Here is a 4,724-nt window from a genome sequence, read left to right on the forward strand (position 1 = left end):
TTTGTTGACCCTTAGCGGACATCATGTCAAAATGTGTAGGGGTGGTAAGGATGGAGCAAATCAAAAAGCAGCAGATTATCAATACGGCAATGCGTATTTTTAAGGAAAAAGGATATTTCGCCGCCTCCATGCAGGACATTGCGGAAGCATGCGGCATGGCCAAGGGAAGCATTTATAAAGTGTTTCCTTCGAAAGAGGACCTGTTTACCGGCGTTTTTCACCTTCGTGCACCGGACGATGTTCGAGCAAGCCCGGGAGCTGGATCGCTCGCTGCGGCTGGCGGGGGACCCGCCGAAGGAAATTTTGCGGCGCAAGATCGAGTTTCAGCTTCAATACATGCTGGAAAACCACTTTTTTACGAGCGAGTTCAAAGAGCTGCCGATCACCGCTAACGATAACTTCCAGGTGGAATGGAAAAAAAAGCGCGCCGCGTTTCTAACGTGGCACCGCGACTGCTTCTACGAAGCATACGGCGATTCCATCTCCCCTTATCTTGGGGATATCGTGGCGATCTACCGCGGCATGTCGCGGGAATATTTGTCCCATGCCGTCCAAACGGCCATCGCCTGCCCGATGGGGGAACTGGCCCGGTTTTGCGTAGATCGGATGGACGCGGTCATCCGCGACATGATCGATAAAGAGCCGGTCCCGATTCTCAAGGTGTCGAGCGCCTATTTTAACGACATCAATCCGGTGGACCTTCCGACCCGGCGGGCGAACCTGGGTGAGTTTCTGCAGTATTTTGCCCAAAAGGTCCAAGAGCTGCCCCAGCCGGAGCGGATTCAGAAAGAGCTGCTGGAAGTGATCGACCTGCTTCGGGGGGAGCTGGAACAGGATAAACCGAACGCGACTTTGATCCGGGTGTATACGAACTTTCTGGATTCCGTCGACGAGCTGAGACCTTACGTGAGGCAGCTGGGCCTCATGCTGAATCATGCGGTCAGAACTGCAAAAAGACAGTCCGGATCAGGCATAATGGGCCTGACGGACTGTCTTTTTTGGTTTTATTGATGACAGAGTCATACTGCTGCAGGCCTGACTCCAATGCCTTCCGCTTCCAGGCGTGCCCGAAGCTCCCTGGCAAAGGCCGTGGCATGCTCGCCGTCGCCATGAAGGCAGACCGTGTCAGCCTGAATGCTCACCTCCGCTCCGTCCGCGGAAGTTACCCTGCCTTCCTTCACCATGCGAATCACCTGCCGAACCGCCTGATCGGTGTCCGTGATGAGCGCGTGAGGCAGCCTGTGATGAGCGCGTGAGGCAGCCTGCGGGGCGTCAGCGTGCCGTCGGGCTGATACGTCCGGTCGGCGAATACTTCGCTGGACGTTGTGAGCCCGTACCTTGTCCCCGCAGCCAGCAGCTCGCTGCCTGCCAGGCCGTAGAGAATCAGGGACTCGTCCGTGCGGCAGACAGCTTCGGCGATTGCATCCGCCAGGGGAACGGAGACCGCAGCCATGTTGTACAGGGCGCCATGCGGTTTGACATGATGAAGGCGCCCGCCTTCCTGTTTGGCAATCGCCTGCAGCGCGCCGATTTGGTACGTCACCAAATCCATGGCCTCCTCCGGCGAAATATCCATGTTTCTTCTCCCGAAGCCGGCAAGATCCGGCAAACCGGGATGCGCGCCGATGGCGACCCCGCGGCTTAAAGCCAGCTTCACCGTCTTCCGCATGACGGAGGGATCGCCGGCGTGGTATCCGCAGGCGATGTTGGCGGACGTAATTTCCCCCATCAGCTCTTCGTCGGCCCCGATCCGGTATACGCCGAATCCTTCCCCCATATCGCAGTTCAAGTCAATCCAACCCATCTAGCCATCCGTCCTCCTTTAATTTAAGGGCAATCATCCGTGCAAGCCGCCTTAACCGTATGCCCTGATCCATCCATAATTGTTCCGCTTCCGTCTGACTGATCTCCCTAAAACGGAGGGTTGAACCGGGCGGTGTCTGTGCAACCACCGGCAGGTCCGCACCGGCAACCTGGGCGATCTTCGGATAGCCGCCGAGCGTCTGGCGGTCGGCCATCAGAATGATCGGCTGCCCATCGGACGGTACCTGCACGGTCCCCATCGTCACTCCTTCCGATGTGTATTCCTGCGGTCGGTGAAGCTGCAGCCGCGGACCTTCCAGCCGGTACCCCATCCGGTCCGATTGGGGCGTAATCCGGAAATTATGATCAAGCAGCGCGCGCCGGCTCGCATCGTCGAAATCGCCGAATTGCGGTCCGCGTACGATCCGCACGTAAGGGTGCTCGCTGTAAGCGGGCCTTTCCGAGGCCGGAACCGCCCACCTCACCGCATCAAAAGGCTGCGTTCCCTTTGTGGATGGATGCCGTAACCGGCCTTTGCCGGTCCCTACTGGAATGATGTCCCCTGCCTTCAGCGCCCTTCCCTTCATGCCGCCGATCCCGGCGCGGATATACGTGCTGCGGCTGCCAAGAACCTCGGGCACATCGATGCCTCCTGCAACAGCCAAATACGTCCGGCAGCCTGACTTCGGTCCGGTGAATGTGAGTGTACTGCCCTTTCGGACAAAAACGGGCCTCCACATCGGAACCGGTACACCGTCCATCTGCGGCGAAAAATCCCCTCCGGTCAGGGCTACCCACATCTCCCGCTCCATGCGGACGGACATCCCCGACCAGGTCACCTCGATGAGGGCGTCGCCCTCATCGTTGCCCACCAGCCAATTGGCCGTCCGGTGCGCAAACCGGTCCATGGGGCCGGAGACGATGATCCCATACTTGCCGTAGCCGACTCTTCCCAAGTCCTGGATCGTCGCCATCAGACCGGGTTTTATGACCGTTATGCTCATGACTGCGCCCCCTTGATCCGCTCGTATTCCGCCGCGTCAATCTGACGGAACCGGATATATTCCCCTCCCCGCAGCAGCGCGGGCGGATCCTGATCCGGCCTGAACAGGGAAAGCGGCGTCCGGCCGATGATCTGCCAGCCGCCCGGGGTTTCCACCGGGTAGATTCCCGTCTGCGTCCCCGCGATTCCGACCGACCCGGCCGGAATGGCAAGCCGCGGCGACGGTTTACGCGGCGCGGCGATCCGTTCGTCGAGCCCGCCCAAATAAGGGAACCCGGGAGCAAACCCCACCGCATAGACCAAATAGGCTTGAGCTGTATGGATGCGGACCACATCCTGGGTGGTCAGGTTGTTGATGGATGCGACTTCTTCTAAGTCCGGGCCAAACCCGCCTCCATAGCATACCGGGATGTCAATCACCACCGGCTCCGCTTCGTGCGTTCCCTGGATGTCCGCCATATAAGTTTCCAGAAGGGACTGCACATAATCCATCCGGCCGGTCTCATGCAGCGGTAAATCAAGCTCGAACGGATCATAAAATACGGTCACGCTCGTAAACGCCGGAACACATTCGACAAACCCTGGAAAGGGATTTGCCTCAATGCGGCGGGTCAGCGTCTGAACGCACGCTTCGTCTCGGTTCATGGAATCCCCTCCTTTTGTATGTATAAAGCCTCATCATCTATATGATAGCAGAGTCCATGCGGTATGCATTCGATTTTTTCTACACGGTGGCACTTCTAACTGAAGACTGAAGACCGACCCTTCAATGCAAAAAAGGCGCCTCAGGATCCCTGAGGCGACCTTGTTGAATCTGAATGCAGTACTGCATCTTGCAATGACCACCTTGACCGGGCTACTCAGCTACGACTTCGCCCAGCTTATCCAGCATAATCTTGGTCCCGTGCTCGCGCATCGAGACTGTATCCAGTCCGTCGAGAAACGCACCATGCTCGGTATAAATCAATCTTGTTCCCTGCCCCGACGCCTGGAACTGCACCGACACGACCGAGATGGACATGCGGTTGTCGCCTTGATCCAACGTATACGTATAGACGATCCGCTCGTTCTCTGCGATCTCCTGGTAGACGGCATCAAAGGTAAACACCGGCCCATCCGGAGGCCCGCCGGCATTGACTTCGCGCCCCCCTGCCTTAAACTCGAAGCTGTCCGCTTTCGGAAACCAGGCTGACTTCAGTTCGGGATCGGACCAGGCCGAAAATACCTTCGCCGGCGCTGCTTGATACTTGCGTTCAATAACAAATGTTTCGTGAATGACAGATCGTTCGTTATTCATGGTTATGGCCTCCCTGGATTGTTCCTATTTATTGGATCCGGCTGGTTTTCCCCAAGCGCCTCCCCGAGCCGGTCGAGGCTGCGCTCCATGCTTGTCCGTTTTTCCAAAAAGAACTTTTCCTTGCTCTTCTTCATCACTTCAAGCAGTGCGGTAAACTCATTGACCGTCAATGTTTGGTCATGCTGCAGAAGAGCCGATACGTTCTCCAGCTCCTGCAGGAGCCGCTGCTGCAACCGGATGGTACTTCTCAGGCGGTCCATTTGGATCCGGACAATGTCGAGCGGGCTGAATTCGTTCCCGTCCACGATTTCCTTGACCTCATCCAGCGACAATCCCAGCTCTTTCAGAGACAATATTTGCTGCAATTTGGCCAAATCTTGCCCGTTATAGATCCGGTGACCGGATTCGGTATGCCCGGACGGAGAAAACAAACCGATTTGATCGTAGTACCTTAACGTCCGGATCGTCAGTCCCGTCATGGCTGCCAGCTCCCCGACCTTCCACTGCGTGTTCATAATCATCCCCTTGCTTCGCGAAGACTTGTACCGGTAGCTCTAATATAAAACATTACGTAGCGTAAGGTTCAAGGGATTAGACAAAAAAAAAAAACCGACGGACATC

The 4,724-nt window shown here is 56.8% G+C and carries 6 protein-coding genes and 1 pseudogene; 2 read left to right on the forward strand and 5 right to left on the reverse strand.

The genetic code is table 11. The features are described 5' to 3' along the window. Positions 1 to 50: 50 nt before the first annotated feature. Both CPT76_RS14255 and CPT76_RS14260 read left to right on the forward strand, forming a co-directional pair. Positions 51 to 392 carry a TetR/AcrR family transcriptional regulator gene (locus CPT76_RS14255; RefSeq protein WP_181152847.1) on the forward strand — a complete coding sequence of 114 codons (342 nt, stop codon included), beginning with the start codon at positions 51 to 53 and terminating at the stop codon, positions 390 to 392. Continuing rightward, complete coding sequence (locus CPT76_RS14260) at positions 337 to 1,011, forward strand: hypothetical protein (protein WP_105443375.1); 675 nt, start codon at positions 337 to 339, stop codon at positions 1,009 to 1,011. The genes CPT76_RS14255 and CPT76_RS14260 overlap by 56 nt, the downstream gene beginning before the upstream one ends. Positions 1,012 to 1,019: 8 nt before the next feature. Here the strand turns inward: CPT76_RS14260 and CPT76_RS14265 are convergent. The 5 genes and pseudogenes from CPT76_RS14265 to CPT76_RS14285 all read right to left on the reverse strand — a co-directional run bounded on the left by CPT76_RS14265 (position 1,020) and on the right by CPT76_RS14285 (position 4,618). Beyond that, a pseudogene (locus CPT76_RS14265) lies at positions 1,020 to 1,804 on the reverse strand (LamB/YcsF family protein). Continuing rightward, positions 1,791 to 2,807, reverse strand: coding sequence for a 5-oxoprolinase subunit C family protein (locus tag CPT76_RS14270; protein ID WP_105443376.1), 1,017 nt, complete (start codon positions 2,805 to 2,807; stop codon positions 1,791 to 1,793). The pseudogene CPT76_RS14265 and the gene CPT76_RS14270 overlap by 14 nt, the downstream one beginning before the upstream one ends. After that, positions 2,804 to 3,451 carry a 5-oxoprolinase subunit PxpB gene (gene pxpB, locus CPT76_RS14275; RefSeq protein ID WP_105443377.1) on the reverse strand — a complete coding sequence of 216 codons (648 nt, stop codon included), beginning with the start codon at positions 3,449 to 3,451 and terminating at the stop codon, positions 2,804 to 2,806. The genes CPT76_RS14270 and pxpB overlap by 4 nt, the downstream gene beginning before the upstream one ends. Before the next feature lie 211 nt (positions 3,452 to 3,662). Beyond that, entirely contained in the window at positions 3,663 to 4,103 is a 441-nt protein-coding gene (locus CPT76_RS14280; RefSeq protein ID WP_105443378.1) for an SRPBCC family protein, read from the reverse strand. A 2-nt stretch (positions 4,104 to 4,105) separates the two neighbouring features. Then, entirely contained in the window at positions 4,106 to 4,618 is a 513-nt protein-coding gene (locus CPT76_RS14285) for a MerR family transcriptional regulator (protein ID WP_105443379.1), read from the reverse strand. Between the last annotated feature and the right edge of the window lie 106 nt (positions 4,619 to 4,724).

This window comes from Paenibacillus sp. AR247, assembly GCF_002968895.1.
GTDB classification, from domain to species: domain Bacteria; phylum Bacillota; class Bacilli; order Paenibacillales; family Paenibacillaceae; genus Paenibacillus_AQ; species Paenibacillus_AQ favisporus.